The organism is Gordonia sp. NPDC003950 (assembly GCF_053605205.1).
The window spans coordinates 35,713-57,566 of sequence record NZ_JBSGIT010000020.1 but is presented as its reverse complement, the minus strand read 5'-3'; the positions used below and the strand labels follow the sequence as shown (position 1 = coordinate 57,566).

At 67.8% G+C, this 21,854-nt stretch carries 19 protein-coding genes; 11 read left to right on the top strand and 8 right to left on the bottom strand.

The window, feature by feature from the left end; all coding sequences use genetic code 11:
- Window positions 1–9: 9 nt before the first annotated feature.
- From ACWETB_RS17495 to ACWETB_RS17485, 3 genes are all read left to right on the top strand, one after another.
- The gene (locus tag ACWETB_RS17495) at window positions 10–1,269 is read left to right on the top strand and encodes an MFS transporter (protein WP_452212510.1); all 1,260 of its coding nucleotides are present in this window, start codon (window positions 10–12) and stop codon (window positions 1,267–1,269) included.
- Window positions 1,270–1,333: 64 nt separating this feature from the next.
- Window positions 1,334–2,548: an FAD-dependent monooxygenase gene (locus ACWETB_RS17490; RefSeq protein ID WP_452212508.1), complete on the top strand. Its 1,215-nt coding sequence runs from the start codon at window positions 1,334–1,336 to the stop codon at window positions 2,546–2,548.
- 284 nt (window positions 2,549–2,832) lie between these two features.
- Window positions 2,833–3,030 (top strand): hypothetical protein, encoded by a 198-nt coding sequence (locus ACWETB_RS17485; protein WP_449741689.1) that lies wholly within the window; start codon window positions 2,833–2,835, stop codon window positions 3,028–3,030.
- A 21-nt stretch (window positions 3,031–3,051) separates the two neighbouring features.
- Here the strand turns inward: ACWETB_RS17485 and ACWETB_RS17480 are convergent, their stop codons facing one another.
- Both ACWETB_RS17480 and ACWETB_RS17475 read right to left on the bottom strand, forming a co-directional pair.
- Entirely contained in the window at window positions 3,052–3,789 is a 738-nt protein-coding gene (locus ACWETB_RS17480) for a DedA family protein (RefSeq protein ID WP_449741688.1), read from the bottom strand.
- Between the two features lie 76 nt (window positions 3,790–3,865).
- Window positions 3,866–4,600 (bottom strand): VTT domain-containing protein, encoded by a 735-nt coding sequence (locus tag ACWETB_RS17475; RefSeq protein ID WP_449741687.1) that lies wholly within the window; start codon window positions 4,598–4,600, stop codon window positions 3,866–3,868.
- A 157-nt stretch (window positions 4,601–4,757) separates the two neighbouring features.
- Between ACWETB_RS17475 and fbaA the strand changes: the two genes are divergently transcribed.
- On the top strand, window positions 4,758–5,792 hold the full coding sequence (gene fbaA, locus ACWETB_RS17470) for a class II fructose-bisphosphate aldolase (protein WP_348807086.1): 1,035 nt from the start codon (window positions 4,758–4,760) through the stop codon (window positions 5,790–5,792).
- 96 nt (window positions 5,793–5,888) lie between these two features.
- Here the strand turns inward: fbaA and ACWETB_RS17465 are convergent, their stop codons facing one another.
- Window positions 5,889–6,677: a hypothetical protein gene (locus ACWETB_RS17465; RefSeq protein ID WP_449741686.1), complete on the bottom strand. Its 789-nt coding sequence runs from the start codon at window positions 6,675–6,677 to the stop codon at window positions 5,889–5,891.
- On the bottom strand, window positions 6,674–8,812 hold the full coding sequence (locus ACWETB_RS17460) for an Rv0361 family membrane protein (protein ID WP_452212505.1): 2,139 nt from the start codon (window positions 8,810–8,812) through the stop codon (window positions 6,674–6,676). Before ACWETB_RS17460 ends, ACWETB_RS17465 begins: the two co-directional genes overlap by 4 nt.
- 519 nt (window positions 8,813–9,331) lie before the next feature.
- Here ACWETB_RS17460 and ACWETB_RS17455 point away from each other — a divergent pair.
- The 4 genes from ACWETB_RS17455 to ACWETB_RS17440 all read left to right on the top strand — a co-directional run bounded on the left by ACWETB_RS17455 (window position 9,332) and on the right by ACWETB_RS17440 (window position 12,462).
- Window positions 9,332–9,772 carry a DUF3151 domain-containing protein gene (locus tag ACWETB_RS17455; RefSeq protein ID WP_449741684.1) on the top strand — a complete coding sequence of 147 codons (441 nt, stop codon included), beginning with the start codon at window positions 9,332–9,334 and terminating at the stop codon, window positions 9,770–9,772.
- A 16-nt stretch (window positions 9,773–9,788) separates the two neighbouring features.
- The gene (locus ACWETB_RS17450; protein ID WP_452212561.1) at window positions 9,789–10,892 is read left to right on the top strand and encodes an FUSC family protein; all 1,104 of its coding nucleotides are present in this window, start codon (window positions 9,789–9,791) and stop codon (window positions 10,890–10,892) included.
- Window positions 10,893–11,101: 209 nt separating this feature from the next.
- Complete coding sequence (locus ACWETB_RS17445; protein WP_452212503.1) at window positions 11,102–12,019, top strand: cation diffusion facilitator family transporter; 918 nt, start codon at window positions 11,102–11,104, stop codon at window positions 12,017–12,019.
- A gap of 95 nt (window positions 12,020–12,114) precedes the next feature.
- On the top strand, window positions 12,115–12,462 hold the full coding sequence (locus tag ACWETB_RS17440; protein ID WP_452212501.1) for a hypothetical protein: 348 nt from the start codon (window positions 12,115–12,117) through the stop codon (window positions 12,460–12,462).
- Between the two features lie 32 nt (window positions 12,463–12,494).
- Here ACWETB_RS17440 and ACWETB_RS17435 read toward each other — a convergent pair whose 3' ends face one another.
- Together ACWETB_RS17435 and ACWETB_RS17430 are read right to left on the bottom strand one after the other, a co-directional pair.
- Window positions 12,495–13,340: a site-2 protease family protein gene (locus ACWETB_RS17435; protein WP_449741681.1), complete on the bottom strand. Its 846-nt coding sequence runs from the start codon at window positions 13,338–13,340 to the stop codon at window positions 12,495–12,497.
- On the bottom strand, window positions 13,337–14,041 hold the full coding sequence (locus ACWETB_RS17430) for a hypothetical protein (protein ID WP_449741680.1): 705 nt from the start codon (window positions 14,039–14,041) through the stop codon (window positions 13,337–13,339). Before ACWETB_RS17430 ends, ACWETB_RS17435 begins: the two co-directional genes overlap by 4 nt.
- A gap of 76 nt (window positions 14,042–14,117) precedes the next feature.
- Here ACWETB_RS17430 and ACWETB_RS17425 point away from each other — a divergent pair, with 76 nt between their 5' ends.
- Both ACWETB_RS17425 and ACWETB_RS17420 read left to right on the top strand, forming a co-directional pair.
- The gene (locus tag ACWETB_RS17425) at window positions 14,118–15,404 is read left to right on the top strand and encodes an adenylosuccinate synthase (protein ID WP_452212499.1); all 1,287 of its coding nucleotides are present in this window, start codon (window positions 14,118–14,120) and stop codon (window positions 15,402–15,404) included.
- 201 nt (window positions 15,405–15,605) lie between these two features.
- On the top strand, window positions 15,606–16,949 hold the full coding sequence (locus tag ACWETB_RS17420; protein WP_449741678.1) for an NAD-dependent succinate-semialdehyde dehydrogenase: 1,344 nt from the start codon (window positions 15,606–15,608) through the stop codon (window positions 16,947–16,949).
- 25 nt (window positions 16,950–16,974) lie between these two features.
- Here ACWETB_RS17420 and ACWETB_RS17415 read toward each other — a convergent pair whose 3' ends face one another.
- Window positions 16,975–18,492 carry an alpha/beta hydrolase gene (locus ACWETB_RS17415; RefSeq protein ID WP_452212497.1) on the bottom strand — a complete coding sequence of 506 codons (1,518 nt, stop codon included), beginning with the start codon at window positions 18,490–18,492 and terminating at the stop codon, window positions 16,975–16,977.
- Window positions 18,493–18,624: 132 nt separating this feature from the next.
- Between ACWETB_RS17415 and ACWETB_RS17410 the strand changes: the two genes are divergently transcribed.
- Entirely contained in the window at window positions 18,625–20,241 is a 1,617-nt protein-coding gene (locus tag ACWETB_RS17410; protein WP_449741676.1) for an adenylate/guanylate cyclase domain-containing protein, read from the top strand.
- A 9-nt stretch (window positions 20,242–20,250) separates the two neighbouring features.
- Here ACWETB_RS17410 and ACWETB_RS17405 read toward each other — a convergent pair whose 3' ends face one another.
- Window positions 20,251–21,846 carry a Na+/H+ antiporter gene (locus ACWETB_RS17405; protein ID WP_348809778.1) on the bottom strand — a complete coding sequence of 532 codons (1,596 nt, stop codon included), beginning with the start codon at window positions 21,844–21,846 and terminating at the stop codon, window positions 20,251–20,253.
- Window positions 21,847–21,854: the final 8 nt, after the last annotated feature.

Sequence of the window (21,854 nt, the reverse complement as noted above, 5' to 3'; positions counted from 1 at the left end):
GTGATCGTCATGACCGCTTCACCGCACAGCACCCACGTCCCGCGTGATGCGGCGGCACGCCACGGCCTGTCTCCACGTCGCGCCGCCATCACCGTCACCGCGTGCTGGCTCTTCGTCGTCTTCGACGGATATGACCTCATCGTCTACGGCAATGTCATCGGCAGCCTGCAGAGGGAATGGGGGATCAGTGCTTCGACCGCCGGAACCCTCGGCAGCCTCGCCTTCCTCGGCATGATGATCGGCGCTGTCCTCGCCGGCCGGCTCTCCGACCACATCGGCCGACGCAACGCCATCGTCGGATGCGCCGTCGTGCTGTCGGCGTTCACCGCCGCCTGCGCGTTCGCACCCGGACCGGTCACCTTCGGCATCCTGCGACTGATCGCCGGGCTCGGCCTCGGCGGTCTGGTGCCGACGGCCAACGCCCTTGCCGCCGAACTCGTTCCGGATCGCTGGCGCTCGCCGGTGGCCACCCTGATGATGTCGGGTGTCCCGCTGGGCGGATCGGCGGCCGCGCTCATCGGCATGTCGGTCATCCCGGCCTGGGGGTGGCAGCCGATGTTCCTGTTCGCCCTCATCCCGCTGGCGCTGCTGGTCCCGTTGGCCTGGCTCGTCTTTCCCGCGGCGCACGTGCATCACGTCGGGCATCCGGTCGGATTCCGGGTGCTGCTGGGCGAGCGCTATCGCACCCTGAGCATTCTGTTCGCCATCGCCACCATGTTCACGCTCCTGGCCTGGTACGGACTGGGGACCTGGCTGCCCAAACTGATGCAGTCGACAGGCTCCGATCTCGGCAGTGCCCTGACCTTCGCGCTCGCCCTGAACCTGGGCGCGGTGCTCGGATCGATCGTGACCGCCTGGGCCGGAGCGCGATTCGGTGCGGTGCGCACCGCCGTGGTGGCGGCGCTCGTCGCCGGCGGTGCTCTGCTGTTCCTGGTGACCGGACCGACCACCGCCATGATCTATGTGATCTTCGTCCTCGCCGGCGTGGGTACCCACGGGACCCAGTGCCTCATCATCGCCGCGGTGGCCTCGGCATATCCAACACCGTTGCGCGGCACCGCACTCGGCTGGGCGCTCGGCGTCGGACGTATCGGTGCCGTCGCGGCACCGCAGATCGGCGGCTGGCTGATCGCCGCGGGGCTCGGCGCGAACTCCAACTTCATCCTCTTCGGTGTCAGTGCGTTGATCGCCTCGGTGGTGCTTGTCGCGGTCTCCGCGGTGCGTGGCCCGCAGCCGGCCGCCGTCGCCCCGTCCACGGTCGCCGCCTGAGCGTCGGTGAACCCTGGTCCGTCACCGGTTCTCCCTCATCCTCATCTTCAGATCGGAGTCAGAAATGTCATTGTCAACCTCCCGGGTCCTGATCGCCGGCGGCGGAATCGGCGGTGCCGCCGCCGCACTCGCCATGGCGCGCAAGGGTGCCTCGGTCACCCTCTTCGAACGCGCCGCCGAGTTCGGTGAGGTCGGTGCCGGACTGCAGATCGGCCCGCACGGAGCACGCATGCTCGACTCGTGGGGTCTGCTCGACACCGCCTTGCAACGCGGCGTGCTGCCCGGCAACATCGTCTTCCGCGACGCCGTCACCAGCGAGGAACTGACCCGCATCGATCTCGGTACTGAGTTCCGGAACCGTTACTGCGGACCGTATTTCGTCATCCACCGCAGCGATCTGCACTCGCTCATCATCGACGCGGCGCGTGCGGCCGGCGCCGAACTGCTCACCGGACAGACCGTCGCCGACGTCGTCACCGAAGGTGACCGGGCGGTGCTCTCGACCGCCGACGGGCAGGCCCACGAGGCCGACGTGGTGCTGGCGATGGACGGCCTGAAATCCCGTCTGCGCCGCAAGCTCTCCGACGACGAACCCGTCGCATCCGGATATGTCGCCTACCGTGGCACCTTCCCGCGGGACGAGGTGTCCGCCGGTGCCGACATCACCGACGTGGTCGGCTACATCGGACCACGCTGCCACTTCATCCAGTACCCGCTGCGCGGCGGCTCCATGCTCAATCAGGTCGCGGTGTTCCAATCTCCCAAATATCTTGCGGGCGAGCAGGATTGGGGCGGGCCCGAAGAGCTCGCGCACGCCTACGATCACTGCCACGAGACCCTCCGCTCCGCCACCGATCACCTCTGGCGGGACCGGTGGTGGCCGATGTATGACCGTGAGCCCATCGAGAACTGGGTCGACGGCCGGATGATCCTGCTCGGTGACGCCGCGCACCCGCCGCTGCAGTACCTCGCATCCGGCGCGGTGATGGCGATCGAGGACGCCAAGTGCATCGCCGACTACGCCGAAGAGGAACTGGCCCTTGGTGGTTCGGATGCGTGGGACCGCACCCTGGCCGCGGTCAACGCCGAACGGGCGCCGCGCTGCAACCGCATCCTGACCACCGGCCGGATGCGGGGTGAGCTCTGGCATCTCGACGGGGTGGGCCGCATCGCCCGCAACGAACTGTTCCGGACCCGGGACACCTCGAGCTACAAGTACACCGACTGGCTGTGGGCCTACTCCAGCGACCGCACCCCCGCGGGCGCGTTGACCGTGTGAGTTGCCGGACTGAACCGCCCCGGGTTTGTCGGAGGCTCTCGAACCTGTGAAGGATGGAGAGCATGGCAGCACCACGGAAGTACAGCGTTGAAGGACAGGCAACGCGGATGGTGGTGGAAGCCCGCAACGACCCGGCTACGCGCGGCCGGGAGCGCTCAAAAGGATCGGTGATCAGCTCGGCGTGCCACCGGAGGCGTTGCGTACCTGGGTCAAGCAGGCCGAGACCCCACGACCCCACATCGACCGGCGCAGTCTGAAAGCAATAGGGACTGCCAGGGAAGGGGGTGGGTCATGGGGATCGGGTGGCGTGGGGTGACCATCCGCGCATCGTGGGATTGCGTCGTGCCGATGCCGGATTCGTGCGGCGCAGCGACACCGTCGGACTACGGCCCAGCGATCCGGTCGGTCCCGCTCACGGCGTGCCGTCGCCGGGCATCCCGCACACCAGCGGGCTCGGCATGGGATTTCAGGGCCCACGGTAGCTCGCCGGTGTCGAGGGTCGATCAGACCGAACCGGTGCCGCGATCCTCGACCGACGTGGGTGTGGCCGTGACGTCCTCGTCGACGATCCCCTTCTTGGCGGCGCGGTGTCGGCGGTACCACTCGATGAGCATCGGGGCCACCGAGATCACCACGATGAGGATGAAGATCGGTTCGATGAGCTTCTGCACGATCTCGAAGCCACCCAGCCAGTAGCCGAGCAGCACGATGCCGGCACCCCAGACGATGGCGCCGACGACGTTGTAGATGGCGAACACCGTCCACTTCATCCGCGCGGCACCCGCCACGATCGGGGCCAGGGTGCGCACGATGGGCACGAACCGGGCCAGGAAGATCGTGATCGGGCCGTGCTTCTCGAAGAAGTCGTGGGCCTCGGTGAGGTAGCGCTCCTTGAGGAATCGGGCGTCGGGTCGGAACATCTCGGTGCCGACGAACCGGCCGATCCAGTAGCCGATCTGGCCGCCGATGATCGCGGCGACGGGCACGAAGATCAGCAGTTGCCACAGCGAGGCGAACTTGTCGATGCCCTCCTTACCGCCGGCCGCGACGACCATGCCCGCCACGAACAGCAGCGAGTCACCGGGCAGGACCGGAAACAGCACCCCGGACTCGATGAGGATCACCAGGAGCAGGCCCCAGAACGCCCAGGCGCCGAACCAGCTGAGCACGTTGATGGGGTCGAGGATGCCCGGCAGTGCGACCGCGGTGGTCGTGGCCTGGGCGAGAGCGGAATCGATCACGGGTCACCAGGCTACTTGGTCGGCCTGTGAGACGGCCAAAACCCGCTGCGGGTCGCCTGGGCGACGTGGCGTCGCCTCAGGAGGCTGCGGGCGGGACCTGTGACGGTTCGGGCGCACGGTCGTCGACGGGTTCCTCGACGATCCCGCGGCGGGCGCGGAGGACGCGCTTGCCGACCTCGGAAATGATCGGCAGCACCGAGACGAAGACGATGAGCAGGAAGATGTAGTCGACGTTGTCGCGGATGAAGGCGATCTGGCCGAGGAAATACCCCAGCAGGGTCACTCCGGCGCCCCACGCGATGGCACCGACGATGTTGTAGGTGAGGAAGATCGAGTAGCGCATCTTGGCGGCCCCGGCGACGAGCGGGGCGTAGGTGCGCACGATCGGCACGAATCGGGCCAGCACGATGGTGATCGGCCCGTGCTTCTCGAAGAACTCGTGCGCCTCGATGATGTACTTCTCTTTCAGCACCCGCGCGTTCGGCTTGAACAGGGAGTATCCGAGCCGGTTGCCAATGAGATAGCCGACCTGATCGCCGAGGAAGGCGGCGATCGGAATGGTGACCAACAGCACCCACAGCGGTGCGAAGGGTTCGATGTCGGCGGACTTGGCGGCCACGATCAGGCCCGCGGTGAACAGCAGCGAGTCACCCGGAAGCAGCGGAAACAGCAGGCCCGACTCGATGAACACGACGAGGAGGAGCCCGGCGAGAATCCATGTGCCGAACGAGTTCAGCAGGTTGACGGGATCCAGGAAACCCGGGAGCAGTGCCAGATTTGTCGTGTTTGCGGCCAACGCGAAGTTCGTCACGGAAATTCAGGGTACCGGGTGGATATGAGTGTCTGGTGAATCCGTCGTGTGCCGACATCCCGGGCCGCTGCGCGCCGGTGGCTCGACCTTGACATACTGAATCCGAGTGGACCCGCTCACACGGTGAGAAGACGCCTACCCGGTTGGAGGACGTGACATGCCCATAGCAACCCCAGAGCAGTACGCCGAGATGTTCGCCAAGGCGAAGGAGGGTGGCTACGCGTTCCCGGCGATCAACTGCACGTCGTCGTCGACGATCAACTCGGCCATCAAGGGTTTCGCCGACGCCGGCAGCGACGGCATCATCCAGTTCTCGACCGGTGGCGCGGAGTTCGGTTCCGGGCTCGGCGTCAAGGACATGGTGACCGGTGCGGTGGCACTCGCCGAGTTCGCGCACGTCGTCGCCGCGAAGTACGGCGTGACGATTGCGTTGCACACCGACCACTGTCCGAAGGACAAGCTCGACACCTACGTGCGGCCGCTGCTGGCGATCAGCCAGGAACGCGTCGACGCCGGCAAGAACCCGCTGTTCCAGTCGCACATGTGGGACGGCTCGGCCGTGCCGATCGACGAGAACCTCGAGATCGCGCAGGAGCTTCTGGCCAAGGCGGCCGCGGCCAAGATCATCCTGGAATGCGAGATCGGTGTGGTCGGCGGTGAAGAGGACGGCGTCGAGGCGGAGATCAACGACAAGCTGTTCACCACCCCCGAGGACTTCGAGAAGACCGTCGACGCGTTGGGAACCGGTGAGAAGGGTCACTACCTGCTCGCCGCCACCTTCGGCAACGTCCACGGCGTCTACAAGCCGGGCAACGTGAAGCTGCGTCCCGATGTACTCAAGACCGGTCAGGAGGTCGTCGTCAAGAAGTTGGGCCTCGCCGAGGGATCCAAGCCGTTCGACTTCGTCTTCCACGGCGGATCGGGATCGCTCAAGAGCGAGATCGAGGAGGCGCTGAGCTACGGCGTCGTCAAGATGAACGTCGACACCGACACCCAGTACGCCTACACGCGACCCATCGCCGGGCACATGTTTGAGAACTACGACGGTGTGCTCAAGGTCGACGGCGAGGTCGGCAACAAGAAGACCTACGACCCGCGTGTGTGGAGCAAGAAGGCCGAGGCGAACATGAGTGAGCGCGTCGTCGAGGCCTGCACCGACCTGAAGTCGGTGGGCAAGTCGATTAGCGCATGACCTGACGGGTCCGAGGGGACCCGGCACAGACCGACGGCGGCGTCCCGGATGATTCCGGGGCGCCGTCGGCGTGTCGGGGGCGACGGGTGCTCGGCCTCAGAGGGTGAGAAGCCCGACCAGGACTCCGATGGCCAGCAGCACCATCACGGTGGCCGCCGTGATGATCAACAGATCCGGTCGGTGCTTGCGCGTGTGGCCGGGCGACGCAGAGGTGGCCCTGGACGGCGACGGGCGACCGGCCGAGTCGTGGGGGCCGCGGACCGGGCGGCGGGGATCAGCGGCGCGGGAATCGGTGCCGCGGGGATCGTTGGCTCGGGGATCGGCGGCGGCGCGGGGATCGATGGGATGGGGGCCTGCGGCGGGCGGACCGGCCGGACGTGGTTCGGCGATCTGCGGCGCGGGCGCAGCGGCCTGCGGGGAGCCCGGCGCACGCGGACCGCGGAACGCGGTCGGTGCGGGTTCACTGGGCTGCGGCAGTCGTGGAGTGGGATCGTCGGACCCGGCGATGACCGCCGCCGGGACGGGGAGGCCCTGCGGCGGGGCCGCTGGGGCCTCGGGTGCAACGGGCTGGGCCCCGGGCGGGACGGCTGGAGCCGCGAGTGGGGCTGGCGGAGCCGCGGATGGAATGGGTGGAGCCCCGGGTGGGACAGGGCCGTCGGCACGTGGGCCCGGAACCGGACGCGCAAGAGCGTCGGCATGATGCGCACCGGGCATCGGGCCGCGGACATCGGGTGCGGCCGGACGCGTCCCCATCGGCAGCGGTGGACGGTCCGGCGGCGGAATGGGCCGCTGGTGGCGCCCGCGACCGTCGATCCGGCGCGTCTCGGCGGCCTCGTGACCGGGGTCTGCCGCGGACGGATCGCCCGCGGCGCGATCACCGGTCACTGCGGATCGCAGACCTTCCAGTCATCGCCCTGCTTCTGCAGATTGATGGCAACCCGCTGTGGCTGGTCCGGGGTGCTCGTGTTCAGCGCGGTGACCTCGACGACCGCACTGTTGCCGCCGTCGTCGATGCGCACCGCATTGACCGACTCGACCTTGGTCAGCTCGTTCTTGGCCTTCTGGGTCTGGTAGAGCTTCGTCCAGTCCGCGTCGTTCATGTTGGTGTAATAGGCCAACTTCGCGCCACAGGTGACGTCACGAAGCGTCGCGAGATCGCCCTCGTACAGAGCGGTGGTGAAGGTGGTGGCGGTATCGGCCGCCTCGTCTTCCGGTGCCACCGGCCGCAATTGGAAGTAGGCGAAGATACCTCCGGCGATCACCACGAGCGCGATGATGATCCCGAGAACGGCGAGCAGTGCACCGCGGCCCTTCCGGGGCGTGGCCTTCTTGGGTTCCTGCGTACCCGGAATGACCTGCGGCTGATGGGCTGTCGTCGACCAGCCTGCAGTCGCCGATCCGGCGGAGGCCTTGGCGGCGGACGCACCTGCGGCCACGGCACCCCCGGCCACGGCTGCACCGGCGACCGCTGCACCGGCGCCCCTGGTGGCCGACTGCTCATCCTGCTGCGGGGCCCCGGATTGCTGCGATGCCTTGTTGAGGATGACGGTGTCGGCATCGTCGCCCGCGACATCGTCTGCGGTGTCGGTGGTTTCGGTCTCGGCGACGTCTGCCGCATCAACCTCGTCGGCGACCCGCTCGTCGACCTCCGCCTCATCCTCGGCGGCCTCGGCGACGGCGGCCTCTGCTGCGTCGGTGTCGGGGATGTCGGTATCGGTGACCGCATCTTCGGCTGTGGCGGAATCGGTTTCGGTGACGGTGTCGTCCGCCGTGTCGGAATCCGCCTCCGCGACAGTATCTTCCGCTATCGCCGAGTCTGCCTCGGTGTCGGCCTCATCCGAGGTGTCTGCGGTCTCGGGTTCTGCGGTCTCGAGTTCTGCGGTCTCGGGTTCTGCGGTCTCGATATCTGCGGTCTCGGTGACGCCGGCCTCGGTCTCCGATCCCGTCTCCGCTACCGCATCTGATCCGGCGTCGGAGTCAACGGTCTCGGTATCTGCGGTCTCGGGGTCGCCGGCCTCGGTCTCGGCAACGGTGGGCGCATCCGCATCGGTTGCGGCGTCTGCCGGCACCGGCTCACCCTGATCCGGCTCACCCTGATCCGGCTCGGCCTGCTCCGCCCCACCGGGCTCGGTGGTGGCGGTTTCGGTGTTGCTCGGGGTGGTGTCGTCGCTCTCGACCTCGGCGGCGGGTTCCTCGGATTCCTGTGCCGGTGCCTCGGCGACGTCGTCGCCCTGCGGGGCGTCCTCGGCGGGCGCGTCCAGGGCCGATTCATCGGTGGTGGCGGTCTCGGTCGCATCGTCGTCGTCATCCGTGGTGGCAACGACTGCGGCTGCGGTGCCCGCGGCGACACCTGCCGCGACGGCCGTGCCGTGACCGGAACCGTCGTCATCCGGGGTGGCGTCATCCGAGGCTGCGTCGGCATCGGTATCGGCATCGGCAGATTCTGCGTCGTCCGCGTTCTCGGCGGACGGGCTTTCGGTCGACGGGCTCTCGTCGGTCACTGTGGCGTCGTCGGGGGAGGCGACGGGCTCGGTGTCCTCGGCGACGACGGCGTCGTCGGTCTCGCTCGGCGCGGTCTCGGTGGCAGCCGATTCCGCGGCGGGCGCCGGGGCATCGGTCTCAACTTCTGCCTGAACCGCGGATTCGGCGTCACTCGCGGTTTGGGCGGTGCCCTCCGATTCAGCGGTGCCGTCCGATTCAGCGGTGTCAGCGGTCTCGGTGCTGCTCTCCCGCTCGACGGTGTCGCTCGAATCGGCTGCGGCCGCGTCGGTCGCATCCACCGACTCCGGACCACTGCCGTAGACCTCGACATCCTCGAGGTCGTCGAGGTCCGTGGTGTCGGGGAGGCTGGCGCGTGAGATCACCTTGGTCGCCGAATCGATACCGCGCCCGCCGCGCGGCCGGGGATGCGGGCTCTCGGTGGAGGAGTCCCGCCCCGGCTTCGTACCCGGTGCGCTCTGCTGATCCGACGGCTTCCGTCCGGCTCCGGCGGTCGGAAGGGGTGCGGTCGTAGCGTGCATCGGCGCCGTTGAGGGACTGTCACCGGCCGGACGCCCGGCCTGCGGTCCTCGCGCCGGACCACCCTGGGGGCGCGCGGGGCCGCCCTGCGGACGGGGCGGTACGGCCTGCTGGGGTCCCTGCTGAGGTCGAGGTGCGGGACCTGCCGGGCGCGGTGGCGTCGGTGCTGCGCTGCTCGATCCGGCAGCATCGCCGCCACGCTCACGCAGTTTCCGCAGCTTTGAAAAAGCCCTGGTGACAGCCGACTTCTGATCGTCAGACTGCGCCATCGGACATCACCACACCTTCTTCGAACACGAGGCTCGACATACCCACAAAGACTCACGTCGCCCCGAGTGGAGCGACGAAGCACATCCCGACTCGACGAAGTGCGCCATTCACACTAGCGAATCGATCTGCCATCTCTCCGCTGGGGAGACCGCGATCGACGCGGCGAGGAACGCCCATCGGAGACCTTCGGGGCATTGTGCCATCGAGACGACCGGACGTCCCGCCGAGAAGTCCGGTGATTGAATGGTGGGGTGACTTCCTTCGGAGACCTCCTCGGACCGCAACCCACGCTCCTGACCGGTGATGACGATGCCGAATCCGACCTGCTGAACGGAGCCGAACCCGCCGAGGTGGCGGCAACGCATCCGACCGCGTCGATCGCGTGGGCCTACCTCGCCGAACGTGCACTGGCCACACAGGGCGCCCAGAAACCCGAGACCGTCAAGGTGATCGAGGCCTACGCCTACGCCCGAACCGGATATCACCGTGGGCTCGACCAACTGCGACGCCACGGCTGGAAGGGCTTCGGCCCGGTGCCGTGGAGTCACGAACCGAATCAGGGATTCCTGCGGTGTGTGGGTGCGCTCGCCCGGGCCGCGCAGGCGATCGGTGAAGAGGACGAATACCTGCGGTGCCTCGATCTGCTCAACGACAGCGACCCGAGGGCCGTCGATCACCTCGGGCTGAGCTGACCCGTCGGTGACGTCGCTGACGTCGCGGGTGCGGGGCGGATACGAGGCGCTGCCGCGGCTCCTGCGGGTGCGGATCCGCCGGCTCTACCTGTCGGCGGTACCGATCCTGCAGTGTTCGATCGCGGCCGGGGTGGCGTGGTGGTTCGCCCTCGACGTCCTGGGTCATTCACAACCCTTCTTCGCGCCGATCGCCGCGATCATCTCGCTCGGTCTGTCGCTGGGCCGCCGGTGGCGCCGATCGGTCGAACTGGTCGCCGGGGTCACCATCGGCATCCTGGTCGGCGATCTGCTGATCGTCGAAATAGGAAGTGGCGGTTGGCAAATCGTCGTCGTGGTGGCCCTGGCCATGGCGGTCGCGGTGTTCCTCGACGACGGGCCGCTGATCCCGATGCAGGCGGCGTCGTCGGCGGTCCTGGTCGCCACGCTGCTGCCGCCCGGGGGGATCGGCGGATTTCACCGCGCGATCGACGCGCTCACCGGTGGGTTGATCGGCATCCTCGTCGGGGCGTTGCTGCCGGCCAACCCGGCGGCCCGAGCGCGTCGTGACGCGGCCGGGGTGCTCGCCACGGTCCGTGATGCCGCCCGTCAGCTCGCCGACGGACTCCGCGCCGGTGACCAGGAACTGGTGCTCGCCGCGTTGGAGAAGGGCCGCGGTACGCAGGGCGCGATCAACACGATGCGGCAGGACATGAGCGGTGGCCGGGAGATCAGCACGCTCTCGCCGCTGTACTGGGGCTCGCGGATGCGACTCCAGAGAATCTCGGCGACCGCGGACCCGATCGACAACGGGGTCCGCAACTTCCGCATCATCGCCCGACGTGCGCTGGGCATCACGCAGCGGGGCGAACCACTGCGTCCCGAACTCATCGAGATCGTCGGCGACCTCGCGGATGCGTTCGAGATCCTGCGGGAGATGATGCTCGCCGATCCCGGCGAATCGCCCGATGCCGCCGACGCCGCACGGGTGCTGCGCACCATCGCCCGTAAGGCGCGGATGGAACTGGCCGAGGAGCGTGGCATGGCCGAGACGGCGTTGCTGGCCGAGATTCGGTCGCTGCTCGTCGATCTGCTGATGGTGGCGGGACTGCGACGGTCGTCGGCGGTGGCGACGCTGCGCTGAAGATCCGCGCGGTCGGCGGTCGGTTGCCGGGCGGGCATCGGAGTTGGCGCGGTTGTTGCTGCTCGACGCGGAGTCCGCGTACTTACGCGGTCGTTGCGCTAACCGCGTGACGATGGGCGTACCGCGCGGGTCAGGAGCGATCGCGCCACCCACTTAGCCGACCCTAACTCTTGTCATATATGCGAACTCGTGCATATATTGGCTGGGTCATGGGACATTCACATTCGCACTCGCACGGTCACGTCGACGCCGCCTCGGCCACGCATCGACGGATCTGGCCGATGGCCGTGGCCGTCGGTCTGATCAGCACCTACTTCGTCGTGGAGCTCACCGTCGGCATCGCCGTCGACTCCCTGGCCCTCATCGCCGACGCCGGGCACATGCTGACCGACGTCGTCGCGCTGCTCATGGGGCTGACCGCACTACTGCTCGCGCGGCACGGCAAGACCACCGACACCCGGACCTTCGGCTGGCACCGGGCCGAGGTGTTCACCGCGGTCGCCAACGCGGTACTGCTCATCGGGGTCGCGGCGTTCGTGCTCTACGAGGCCATCGAGCGGATCGGCTCCGACCCGCAGGTCCCGGGTCTGACGTTGATCGTCGTCGCACTGATCGGGCTCGCGGTGAACCTCGCGGTCATGCTGCTGCTGCGGGACGATTCCCGCGACTCCATCGCCGTGCGCGGTGCCTACCTCGAGGTCCTCGCCGACGCCGTAGGCAGCGTGGGCGTGCTCGTCGCCGGCATCGTCGCGCTGACCACCGGGTGGGGCTACGCCGACATCATCGTCGCCGTCGGCATCGCCCTCTGGGTGGTGCCGCGCGCACTGCGGCTGGCCATCGACGCGTTGCGCATCCTCAACCAGCAGGCTCCCTCGCACATCGACGTCGATGCGCTACGGTCCGAACTCGCGGCCATTCCCGGCGTCGACGACGTCCACGATCTGCACGTGTGGTCGCTGACCACCGGGATGGACGTCGCCACGGTGCATCTCGGGAGCTCGCGGGAGGGCGCCGAGGTGCTCTCGGCCGCCCGGCAGGTGCTCACCCGTCATGGACTCGAACACGCGACGGTGCAGGTGGATCCCGAGGATCAGCAGCACAAATGCCACGACGAACTGCGGTGGTAGGGCCGCGGTTTCGTTTGCCGAGGTAACGAATGTCGCGTATGTCGCGAATCCTCCGGTAGGAGTTCACCACCCGATCCGGAAAAGAGGCATCACCCATGAGCATCATCCGACGACTCTGCACCACCACGGCCATCGCGGGTATGGCGCTGGGCACGGCTGCCACCCTGGGCGCCGGCGACGGTCAGGCCGCGACCGTGCGCGACTGCTCGATCTACAACTACTGGGCGGGCGCGTCCATCAACTGCCCGGCCAATGTCCGGGCCGTCCTCGAACTCGACTGCGTGGGTCTGGGCCGCAACCCCGGCGAGACCGCCGGCGTCCGGGTCTTCTATCACCGCACCAGTCCGGCGACCGATGGCAGCGGATTCACCGCCACCGACTGCGGCAAGGGCAGCTACATCGGCTCCGGCGTCAACACCCGATCGTGGGTGCGCCCGGTCTGATCGGGTGCGGCGGCCGGCGCCGGAACATGAGGTCAGCGGCGCCAGAACAGGAAGGTTTCCCAGCCCCAGCCGGCGAGCTGGGAGGGCACACCCGACAGCTCGAACAGCCAGAAGATGACGTCGAAGAAGGCCTTGTTGAGTGCCGGGATGAACAGCAGCGCGAAGACGATCAGGAAGCCGTAGGGTGCGATCTTGGCGGCCGACTGCCGCGTCTGCGGCGACAGATACGGCTCGATGGCCCCGTACCCGTCGAATCCCGGCATCGGGATGAGGTTGAGGACCGCGGCGGTGATCTGCAGGAACGCCAGCATCGCCAGTCCGTCCCACAGGTTGATGGTGGACGGGTCGGTGATGATGACCCCGAACGGACTGTCGGTGAACGGCCCGAACGCCCGGATCACCGCAAGCAGGATGATCGCCAGCACTATGTTCATCGCCGGTCCGGCCAGCGATACGAGGGTGCGCTGTGCGCGCGTGAAGCCGCGCTCGTTCAGATACACCGCGCCGCCGGGGAATCCGATGCCGCCCATCAGGATGATCAGCAGCGGCAATCCCAGTGACAGGCCGGGGTGGGTGTAGCGCAGCGGATTGAGGGTCAGGTAACCGCGCAGTTCGGCGTCCCGGTCACCGAATCGGTAGGCGGTGACCGCGTGCCCGAATTCGTGCAGACACAGCGAGATCACCCAGCCGGACAGCACCAGCAGCAGCATGCCCGCGGTGGCCCTACCCGAAGCGCGATCGAATCCTGCTGTGGCACACAACCATCCGCCGACGATGGCCACGGCGATCAGGCCGAGGAAGATCGCCCCGGGCTGGACCGCCCGGCCGATCTCGGTGATCGTCGGCGTGCGTCGCCGCTCGAAGCCCTGGCCGGTCATGACGATTCTCCGGACGGCAGCACCAGTTTCAGATCCACGTGGTGACGGTAGTACGTCGAGCGCTTGACCACCCGCTCGGTGAGCTCACCCTCGCGTTCCACAACGATGTTCGTCCCGCCGGTCTGTACCGCCCGACCCGGATACCACCGCTGCCGGCGCAGCACCCGGCGCATTCCCGACGGCTCGAGGCGGGCCCGCAGTCCCGGCTCGCCCGGCGTCGGCTCGATCCGGATCCCGGGCACCTCGCCGCGGAAAAGCCGATGATCGTCGGCGTAACTCTCGCCGTGCAGGGGAGCGCCGTCGGCGCCGAGGTGTCGGGCGACGCCGACGAGCACCGTCGCGGCGTCGTCGCGGATCAGCGGTAGATCCCGTGCCCGTCCGGTGCGGGCCAGGTCCCGCGCCGCGTCGCCGTGGGGGAGGCCGTAGATGCGGGTCGCCGGTGTCGGTCGGTCGGCGACGTAGGCGACCTCGACGTCGAGACGCTCGATCAGCATCAGGGCGGCGATGACCTGCGCGAGATAGCGGTCGGAGGCGGCGGCCGCGTCGGCGGCGGGAGCATCACCGGGGCCGCCCGCGTCGGGTTCGACGATCAGGCGCGACACCCCGGGTTCGGCGATCCGCGTCGACACGGCGTCGCGCAGGGCCCGGCGAGAGCTGCCCACCGACGGTGCCTGGACGGACGTGATGAGGGCGAACGACATGGGAATAGCGTATCGAGCAGGCCGAACCAGTAGGGTTGTCCCGGTTCGACGAACGCAACTGAAGGGTGAACAGACCATGGCCGCGATCGTGCTGATCGGCGCCCAATGGGGTGACGAGGGCAAAGGTAAGGCCACCGATCTCCTCGGCGGCAAGCTGCAATGGGTGGTCCGCTACCAGGGCGGCAACAACGCCGGTCACACGGTGGTGCTGCCCAACGGCGAGACCTTCGCCCTGCATCTGATTCCGTCGGGCATCCTGACCCCGGGCGTGAACAACGTCATCGGCAACGGCGTTGTCGTCGACCCGGGTGTGCTGCTCACCGAACTCGGCGGCCTCGAGGACCGCGACGTCGACACCACCGGCCTGATGATCTCCGCCGACGCCCACCTGCTGATGCCGTATCACGTGGCCATCGACAAGGTGACCGAACGCTTCCTGGGCAACAAGAAGATCGGCACCACCGGTCGCGGGATCGGGCCCTGCTATCAGGACAAGATCGCCCGCGTCGGCGTCCGCGTCGCCGACGTCCTCGACGAGTCGATCCTCGCCCAGAAGGTCGAGGCGGCACTCGAGCTGAAGAATCAGATCCTGGTGAAGATCTACAACCGCCGCGCGCTCGATCCCCAGCAGGTCGTCGACGAGGTGCTCACCCAGGCCGAAGGCTTCAAGCACCGCATCGCCGACACCCGGCTCCTGCTCAACCAGGCCCTCGAACGCGGTGAGACCGTCCTGCTCGAGGGTTCGCAGGGCACGCTGCTCGACGTCGACCACGGCACCTATCCGTATGTGACGTCGTCGAATCCGACCGCCGGCGGCGCGGCGGTGGGTGCGGGTATCGGACCCAATCGCATCACCACCGTGCTCGGCATCCTCAAGGCCTACACCACGCGCGTCGGCTCGGGCCCGTTCCCGACCGAACTGTTCGACGAGTGGGGTGCGTATCTGGCCAAGACCGGCGGCGAGGTCGGCGTGACCACCGGCCGGGCCCGGCGCTGCGGCTGGTTCGACGCCGTCATCGCCCGCTACGCGACGCGCGTCAACGGCATCACCGACTACTTCCTGACCAAGCTCGATGTGCTCTCCAGCCTGGAGACCGTGCCCATCTGCGTGGCCTACGAGGTCGACGGTGAACGGGTCGAGGACATGCCGATGACGCAGACCGGTTTTCATCACGCCAAGCCCATCTACGAGGAGATGCCGGGCTGGTGGGAGGACATCAGCGAGGCCAGGACCTTCGACGATCTCCCCAAGAACGCGCAGGACTACATCCTGCGTCTCGAGGAACTGTCCGGTGCGCACATCTCGTGCATCGGCGTCGGCCCGGGACGCGAACAGACGATCGTGCGCCGCGACATCGTCTGAAAGCGCGCGAGAATTGCGGATATCGTTGCCGGCTGTCCTGTTGGTCCCGGAATTCGCAGAAGACTGGGCGTGTAATCGCGGATAACCGCTGCCGATGTGTCTCAATACGGCGGTATCGGCGGCATGTCCGCGTGATGTTGGTTAGCCTCGTGGAAGCAGGTGGTGGCGCCCCGGCCACCCCGCAAACGAGGAGAGTGTCCGATGGGCCTGTACGCCGTCACCGATCCCGCGACCGGTGAGGTCGTCAAGGAATACCCGACCGCCACCGACGATCAGGTCACCGCCGCGATCGCGTCGGCCGCCGACGCATTCGCGAACTGGTCCAAGACCTCGACGGTGGCGCAGCGGGCCGAGTTGATCCGCAAGGTGGCGGCACTGCACACCGAACGCAAGGATGAGCTCGCCGCCATCATCCAGAGGGAGATGGGCAAGCCGCTCGATCAGTCGGTGGGTGAGGTCGAGTTCAGCGCCGCGATCTACGAGTACTACGCCGACAACGCCGAGAAGTTCCTCGCCGACGAACCGATCACCCTGCTCGAGGGCGAGGGCTCGGCATTCGTCCGGCGCAGTGCCGTCGGGGTGCTCCTCGGCATCATGCCGTGGAACTACCCGTACTACCAGGTCGCCCGGTTCGCCGGTCCGAACCTGGTGCTGGGCAACACGATTGTGCTCAAGCACGCGCCGCAGTGCCCGGAGTCGGCGGCCGCGCTACAGCAGATCTTCCTCGACGCCGGCTACCCGCCCGGCGCCTACGTCAACATCTATGCGACCAACGATCAGATCGCTGCGGCCATCGCCGATCCGCGTATCCAGGGAGTCTCGCTGACCGGTTCGGAGCGGGCCGGTGCCGCCGTCGCCGAGGTGGCCGGGCGCAACCTGAAGAAGGTGGTCCTCGAACTCGGTGGATCCGACCCGTTCATCCTGCTGTCCACCGATGATCTCGACGCGACCATATCCGCCGCGGTCGACGGGCGGTTCGAGAACACCGGTCAGGCCTGCAATGCCGCCAAACGCTTCATCGTCGACGAGAGCATCTACGACGACTTCATCACCAAGTTCACCGACAAGGTCAAGGCGACCGCGCAGGGACTCGCCCCGCTGTCGTCGCTGGCCGCCGCCGAACGTCTCGAAGAGCAGGTGAACACGGCCGTGAAGTCAGGCGCCACACTGGATTCGGCGGGTGAACGCTCCGGCGCGCACTTCCCGCCCGGCGTGCTCACCGGCATCGATCCGGAGTCGCCGGTCGCCAAGGAGGAACTCTTCGGCCCGGTGGCCACCGTCTACAAGGTGGCCGGCGAGGACGCGGCCGTCGCGCTCGCCAACGACATCCCGTTCGGGCTCGGTTCCTATGTCTTCACCACCGACGCGGATCAGGCGCTGCGGGTGGCCGACAAGATCGAGGCCGGCATGGTCTTCGTCAACGCCGTCGGTGCCGAGGGTGCCGAATTACCCTTCGGTGGCGTGAAGCGATCGGGCTTCGGACGAGAACTCGGACGTTTCGGTATCGACGAATTCGTCAACAAGAAGATGATCCGCATCAGCTGACACGCTCGACCACCATCCCGGTGCGTCAGCGCACTGGGGTGGTGGTGGTCAGCGCCGAACCCCCGGCGGGAACCCCGACGCTCGGTGATTCGCTTGCTGGCGAGGGGCTTTCGCTCGCGCCGGGATGGGCCGGGGTGGTCGTTCCGGCCGGGGCGGAGGTCGACGGATCATCCGCGTCCGACGACGGGACCGACGAGTCGGCCGTCCCCGACGACGGATCGTCCGAGGACGCCGCGCCCGACGGTGAAGCCGCCGACGGCGATGCCCCTGACGAAGATGCCTGTGCCGCAAGCACTGTGGGCAACGCGACGGTGGTGCTCGCCCCCTTCCGTGCGGCTGCGGTGGCCGCGGCGACGCCCGTGGTGTTGGTGTCACCGCCGGCGCTGACGACCTGCGCCTTGGTGGTCACCGGCGGATTCGCCCGCAGAGCGGCCAGCAGGTCGTCCCGGCCGTCGGTGAGACTGCGGTCCCAGGTCGTCCAGGTGTGGCCGCCGTAGTTGGGCAGCGAGATCACCGACGCCCCGGACTGGGCGAGCTGCAACTGCATCAGCACCGTCGACACCGCCGACAGCATCTCCAGCGCCATCGCGCTGATCTGATCCTGCTGGGATAGCTTCGCCATCTCCGATGTGGTGAGGAATCCGTTGCCGGAGGAGATGATCAGCACCTGGCCGTTCTCCTTCAGCTTGTCGACGTTGCGGGACGGATCGTTGGCGGCCCACTGTGCGCTGCCCGGCGCACCCCACATGTTGACGATGCCGTTGGTGTAGTTGGAGACGATCGTCTGCGACGCCAGCACGCCGAGCGCGCCGATCGGGTTGTCGAGTTGGTAGTACCCCGACATCGCCTGCACCACCTTGAACTGCTCGGGATGCTTCTCGGCGAGGGTCACCGCCGGACCCGCCGACATCGACAGCCCGACGATCGCGTTGCCGGACTTGCTGACGCCGAAGTTCTGCGACAGATAGTCGGGCAGTTCCTGGGTCAGGAAGGTCTCCTGCTTGATCGTCGTGTTCGCCCCGGCCGGGCCGTTCCAGTCGGTGTAGAAAGACGACGCCCCGCCGGCCGGCATCACCAGCGTGGTGTCGGTCGACGAGTCATACACCTTGGCGGCCTGCACATCACTGGTCCATGCCGAATGGGTGTCCACCGCACGCATGCCGTCGAGCAGGTAGATGCCCTTGTCGCTGCCGTTGGAGGCGCGGACCTGCACGACGATGTACTTGTTCATCGACGCCGACCACACCCTGCAGTTCTGCACGTAATTGCCCGAGGAGTCCCAGGTGCAGCCCGGGCGCAGCACCTCCGGGTGCCCGACGAGCGCAGAGGCGGTGTTCCCGCCGGTGATCAGGCCGCTGAGGACGTAGAGGAGCAGCGTCACCACGGCGGCGATGCCCGGGATGACCAAGCGGCGACCCGGCAGGCGCCGACGACGCGGTGATCGGCCGGAGGGCTGCTGCTGTTGCGGGTGAATCGTCCACCCGGATGCGATCGGCGATCCGGCCGCATCCGGGGCGACGTGGGCGTCATGGGAACCGGACATCGACACTGCTATCCGCGGCGCAGAACCAGATCGCGCCGATATTGTTTGCATCGCGAATGACCGGCGCGGGTGTTACACGCACCGGACGCCCGGATCGATTCCACCTCGGGCGAGTCGTGAGAAGGTGATCGGGTGGCGAGGACGGGTAGACGTGACTACGGATCGATCCTGCTCGGCTCGTCGAAGGAGAGCGGGGTCAGACAGCGCGTCCGCATCCAGACGCTGCTCACGTCGTCGATCGTGTTCGCGAACCTGGTGGGTGCGATCATGGCGATCACGCTCACCTCGGTGGGGATTCCCGAACCGTCGGTGTTCCGGAGCAACCTGTGGTGGGTCAACTTCATCGCGCTCCCGGTGTACGTGGTGTTCGCCTTCGTCATCGGGATCGTCCTCGGTACCGTCGTCGTGGTCCGCGATCTGCGCTGGGCCATCCAGGATCGGGAACCCACCAAGAAGGACGCGCGCCGCGCCCGACGCGCCCCGATACGTCTGCTCGGCCTCCAGGCAGCCCTGTGGGCCGGTGCGGTGGTCTTCTTCACCCTCGCCTATGGGATAACCGACCCCGACCTCATCCCCAAGATGTTCTTCGTCGTCGGGCTCAGCGGGGTGGTGGTCGTCGCGATCTCGTCGCTGCTGATCGAGTTCTCCCTGCGTCCGGTGGCCGCGGAGCTCATCAGCGCCGGCTACGGCCGACGCAAACGCAGCGGCGTCCGCAGCCGATCGGTGACCTCCTGGATGGTCGGATCGGCCATCCCCATCGTCGGCATCCTGCTGGTGGTGATGTTCGGCGCGTTCCGCGCCGAGACGACCAAACTCGACCTGTTCGTCGGGGTGATGGTGCTCGCGCTCACCGCGCTGGCCACCGGTCTGATCCTGACCCTGCTGTCCAGTCTGTCCGTCATCGGGCCGATCCGCAGTGTCCGCTCGGCGATGGAACGGGTCCAGGCGGGCCGGCTCGATGACGCCGACCTCGTCGTCTACGACGGCACCGAACTCGGCGATCTGCAGGCCGGATTCAACTCGATGGTCGGCGGGCTGCGTGAACGAGAGCACATGCGGGACATATTCGGTCGGCATGTCGGACGCGAGGTGGCCGCGGCGGCGTTGTCATCGGACCCGGAACTCGGCGGTGTCGAACGGGTGGTGGCCGCTGTCTTCGTCGACGTGATCGGTTCGACAACCCTTGCGGCGCAACGTTCCCCGGTGGAGGTGGTGGAGATCCTGAACCGCTTCTTCGCGGTCATCGTGGCGGCGGTGGAGGAACAGAAGGGCTTGGTCAACAAGTTCGAGGGCGACGCGGTGCTGGCGATCTTCGGTGCGCCGCTGGCCCTTCCGGATGCGGCCGGGGCGGCGTTGGCCGCGGGCCGGCACATCTCGATGCGGCTGCGCTTGGAGGTGCCGGAACTATCCGCCGGCATCGGGATCAGCCACGGACCGGTGGTCGCCGGAAACGTCGGTGCCATCGAACGATTCGAGTACACGGTGATCGGTGATCCGGTCAACGAGAGCGCCCGGCTCTCGGAGCTGGCCAAGCGTGACCCATTGCGCCCCTTGGCATCCGGTCGTGCAATGGATGCGGTGAAGGGCGACGAGGGTCGGCATTGGCGCCGTGCGGAAACCGTCACGCTGCGGGGCCGGACCCAGGAGACGGTGGTCTACGAACTCGACGACGTCGACGACACCGACGATTCCGGGGGTGTCGAGCACATCGACGAGATCGGGGACCGCGTCGGCTCCGACGAGGCGTGACCCGGCCGCTCAGCTGTCGCTGCGGTCGGTGTATCCCTCGGCGAAGTCCAACCGCCGCAACGCCATCCGGAGCACCTCGTCGTCGATGCGGCCGGCGTCGCGTTCCTCGATGAACACCTTGCGTTGCACCGCGAGGATCTTGCCGCGGATGCGGTTGCCGGCCGCGGTGGGGCTCTCGCCGATGGCATCGGGTCCCCGGCCGAGCTCCTCCCACGCCGTATTCCGTTGCGTGGTCACCCATTTGCGCTGCATCCCGATCTGATGCCGACGGACGTCGTCGGGTGCCATCTGCGCCTCGATCTGATCGAGCAGCGCCTCGGATTCGCGCGAGGCCCGGTCCTGTGCGCCGGCATAGGCCAGGCGTTCGGTGGCGGCGTCGTCGCCGGCGACACCGAGACGTCGGATGATCCACGGCAGCGTGGTGCCCTGGATCAGCAGCGTGCCCACCACCACGACGAAGGTGAGGAAGATGATCTCCGCCCGCGCCGGGAACGGGGCGTCGGAGTTGGTGGTCAGCGGGATCGCGAACGCCGCCGCGAGCGACACCACCCCACGCATTCCGGCCCAGCCGACGATGAATACCCAACTCGGCTTCGGGAACGGCTCGCGTTCCCGGATGGTGCGTGACAGCAGCCGCGGCAGATAGGTCGCCGGATACACCCAGATGAAGCGCACCACGATCACCGCGAGGAGTACCACGACGGCGTCGATGGCGATCTGGGCCCACGACTCACCGTGTAGTCCGTCGACCAGGTCGGGCAGTTGCAGGCCGATGAGCAGGAAGACGAATGCCTCGAGGACGGCGTCGATGGATTTGCGCACCGCCTCGTCCTGCAGGCGGGTCTGATAGCCCTCGCGGACCGATCGTTGTCCGAGCAGCAGGCCCGCGGTGACCACCGCGATCACCCCGGACGCTCCGAACTCCTCGGCGACGAAGTAGGTGCCGAATGGCACCATGATGCCGATCGCGGTCTCCATGGTCGGGTCGGTGAGCCAGCCGCGCACCCACGAGGTGAGGTAGCCGATCGCCAGGCCGACGAGGAGTCCGCCGATGGCGGCCAGCAGGAACGTCGAGATGCCGTTCCACACGGTCGTGGTCATCCCGACGGCCGCGGCGACGGCGACGCGCAACGCGGTGAGCGCCGTCGCGTCGTTGAGCAGGCTCTCGCCCCCCAGCAACGTCATGATGCGCCGCGGCAGGCCCACCTTGCGCCCGATCGCCTGCGCCGACACCGCGTCCGGCGGCGCCACGATCGCACCGAGCACCAGGGCGGCGGCCAGTGGCACGTGCGGGATGCTCCACCAGGCGACCAGCCCGACCAGCACCGTCGAGAACAGCGGCAGGCCGACGGCCAGCAGACCGATGGATCGGCGATTGGCCCGTATCTCCTGATACGAACTGTCCTGCGCGGCCGAGTACAGCAGCGGCGGCAGGATGACGAACAGCACGAAATCGGGTTCCAGGGTCACCTCGGGCAGACCCGGGATCCATCCGAGGGCCAGACCGACCGCGACGAGTACCAGCGGAGCGGACAGACCGAAATGACGACACAGCGCGGCGATCGCGAGCGACACCGCCGCGACGAGCAGGAGTGAGGCGCTCACTCGGACGA